This window comes from Marinobacter persicus, from assembly GCF_002934325.1.
GTDB classification, from domain to species: Bacteria; Pseudomonadota; Gammaproteobacteria; order Pseudomonadales; family Oleiphilaceae; genus Marinobacter; species Marinobacter persicus_A.
On the sequence record NZ_PTIV01000072.1, the window covers coordinates 1 to 2,546 of the forward strand.

Consider the following 2,546-nt stretch of genomic DNA (forward strand, 5'->3'; position numbering starts at 1 on the left):
CCGGCACGGCAACAACGGTGGATTGTCTCCCGTGGACTTCGAAAAGCAGTATTTTAAGCAGCTGTCAGGTGTCTAGAATATCGGGGGCTTGCCAACCATAAAATCAGCTTGGAAACAAAAAAAGAGAGTGATTTAGGTAATCGAATTGGTCAAATAAACCGAAGCATTACCAAGAGCACACCTGCGTCTACTTTGAAAAGCAAAGCAGCTGAAATTGATCGAAAGAATAATGAGATAGCGAAGAGTCAGGCTAAAAAATCTGATTTTCATAAAAAATTATCAGATAAAGAAGGTAAGTTATTGAAGTTAAAGCAAGACCTTTTAAAAGAAGAAGAGAAGGAAAGAAAGAAGCAGGCCGCCATAGATGAGCGTGAAAGGAAAAAAATAGCAGATCTAGAGAAAAGACAACAAAGAGAAAAGCTCGCCCATCAAAGGCAACTGCAAGCTGAGATTCGAAGAACTACTGAAATGGTTTCTGAGGCTCAGAGTAGTGTTAGTGCTTTTGATGATTTACCCGATACAGAGTATGACCTATTTATATCCCATGCTTCGGAAGATAAAGAAGAATTTGTACGACCTCTAGCTGAAACTCTCGAAAATATGGGGGTGAAAGTTTGGTATGATGAATTCACATTGAAAGTGGGTGATAGTCTAAGGAAAAGTATTGATCACGGTTTAGTTAAGTCTAAGTTTGGAACAGTGATCCTTTCCGCTGCTTTTTGTTCAAAAAACTGGACGCAGTATGAATTGGATTCAATGGTGGCTAGAGAAATGAATGGGCATAAGATGATATTACCCATATGGCATAAGATTTCCAAGGACGAAGTTATTCAATTCAGCCCAGCACTTGCTGACAAAGTCGCATTAAATACATCTATTAGTAGTATTCAAGAAATTGCAGGGGAGCTTTCTGAGGTTATCCTTGGAGTTGAGGCTTAACAAAGCATTCCAGCGGACAAGCCGCTGAATGCGGCGTTATGCAGCATTATGGAACTGGGAACTGAGGATGATATATGGAAAGCGCTAAGGCCGATGCGGCTCTGTATCTGTTGACGGGACTTCTTCAGCGTCTTGACGCTGAGCGTCCTGGTATGCTCCAGGAAATGATCGCGGGTGTTGAAGGTGATCGGGCAGTACTTCCAGAAAGTATTGAGAACAGAGAGCATGTAGAGAAGATTTTTGAACAGGCATTGGAATTACTAACTCGTGCCAACACTGCATAACCAAGCGCAGCAGTTCGCGGCCGATGGCCGCCGGACGCCCTTTACGTGGCTCCTTCGTAGCCACTCCAAGGTCGCCGCTGTGCTTCGGCGTTAACGGCAAAGGCTTCGGTCTTTTGGGTCGCTCTGGAGGATTGGCCTTGGTGCCGGGCTTGGTAGCTAACCCCGGTTAATCTGGTGAGCACCAAGGCCGTCATAGTCCGCGTCTGATTTGGTTGCTTTAATCAGCAACAGCGTTGGTAGAAATTCTGGCATTGATCGCTCTGGGCTGTCCGCCGAAAATTCAGTCAGGATCTGGTACCTTTGAATTCAGGTTCATCCACCGCAAACGTGGCGGTGGTTTCAAACAAACGGTATCGGCTCCAGCCGGTGCAAGGAAACGGAGTAGGCCGTCGCGGTCGTTGCCAGGGAGCAGGCAGTGTCATTACCTGCCTTTAACCAGTCAATTAAGTTCGCTCCCGGCCAGAGGGCCGTCCGCCGGACGTCCCTTACGGGCCGCCGCTTATCTCCGCGTTATGCATAGGGAGTAAATGCATGGTCTTCGAGCTACCTGCACCGGAATTGCAAGGTTCTGAGTCATTGGTTGGCTGTATTGAAGGTCGGCGCAGCGTGAGGCAGTACACGAAGGCGCCGCTACCTATAGCTGTTTTGTCCCAATTGCTTTGGGCGGCCCAAGGACTAACAGGGCCAGGCCAAAAAAGAGCAACTCCATCGGCGGGTGGCTTATACCCGCTGCATCTACAAGTTGTGGTGCAGCGTGTATCGGCACTTGAGCCCGGTACCTATGAGTATAAGGCTGATAGCCATTCGTTGAAGCTAGTTGGTGACCGTGTTCGGAAAGAGGCAATGCACGAGCTAGGGATTGGCGATCAGCCGTGGTTGAAAGAGGCGGCTATCGTCATTGGGGTTTCAGCGAAACTCGGAAAGGCGGTTAGCCACTTTGAATCTCAGCCACCCCATGGGGAGCGCGGTGCTCGCTATGTATATATGGAAACTGGAGCTTTAGCACAAAATGTTCATCTCCAGAGTACGGCTCTCGGAGCTGGTTGTGTTCTGGTGGCCGGGTTTGATGATGCAAAGGTCAAGGAGGCATTGAGATTACCCTCAAACATGGAACCAACTGCACTGTTGTGTATCGGGCAACGGCGGGATATTTAACAGTGCATAACAATACGCGTCACGCGGATGTCCTTTACGCCGCTTCGCTCTGTAAAGGCCACCGGTGCGCTCAGCGTTGAGGCTGTAGAAAAACTCCGAATCCGAGGGTCAGTTTGGTAGGATCAGGCAAACAGACAAGGAGCTGTCAGATGCCTCGCTTCAAGCACT

Annotated in this window: 3 protein-coding genes; all 3 read left to right on the plus strand. The window is 48.5% G+C overall.

The window, feature by feature from the left end; genetic code table 11:
• The first annotated feature begins 108 nt into the window (after nucleotides 1–108).
• On the plus strand, nucleotides 109–939 hold the full coding sequence (locus tag BY454_RS16570) for a toll/interleukin-1 receptor domain-containing protein (RefSeq protein ID WP_258075692.1): 831 nt from the start codon (nucleotides 109–111) through the stop codon (nucleotides 937–939).
• 74 nt (nucleotides 940–1,013) lie between these two features.
• Nucleotides 1,014–1,223 carry a hypothetical protein gene (locus tag BY454_RS16575; protein WP_104417660.1) on the plus strand — a complete coding sequence of 70 codons (210 nt, stop codon included), beginning with the start codon at nucleotides 1,014–1,016 and terminating at the stop codon, nucleotides 1,221–1,223.
• 531 nt (nucleotides 1,224–1,754) lie between these two features.
• Nucleotides 1,755–2,378: a SagB/ThcOx family dehydrogenase gene (locus BY454_RS16580; RefSeq protein WP_104417661.1), complete on the plus strand. Its 624-nt coding sequence runs from the start codon at nucleotides 1,755–1,757 to the stop codon at nucleotides 2,376–2,378.
• The last annotated feature ends 168 nt before the right edge of the window (nucleotides 2,379–2,546 follow it).

Bases quoted from the DNA above. Each gene is read 5' to 3' on its own strand.
- BY454_RS16575 (WP_104417660.1), top strand. From the start codon at position 1,014: ATGGAAAGCGCTAAGGCCGATGCGGCTCTGTATCTGTTGACGGGACTT.
- BY454_RS16580 (WP_104417661.1), top strand. From the start codon at position 1,755: ATGGTCTTCGAGCTACCTGCACCGGAATTGCAAGGTTCTGAGTCATTG.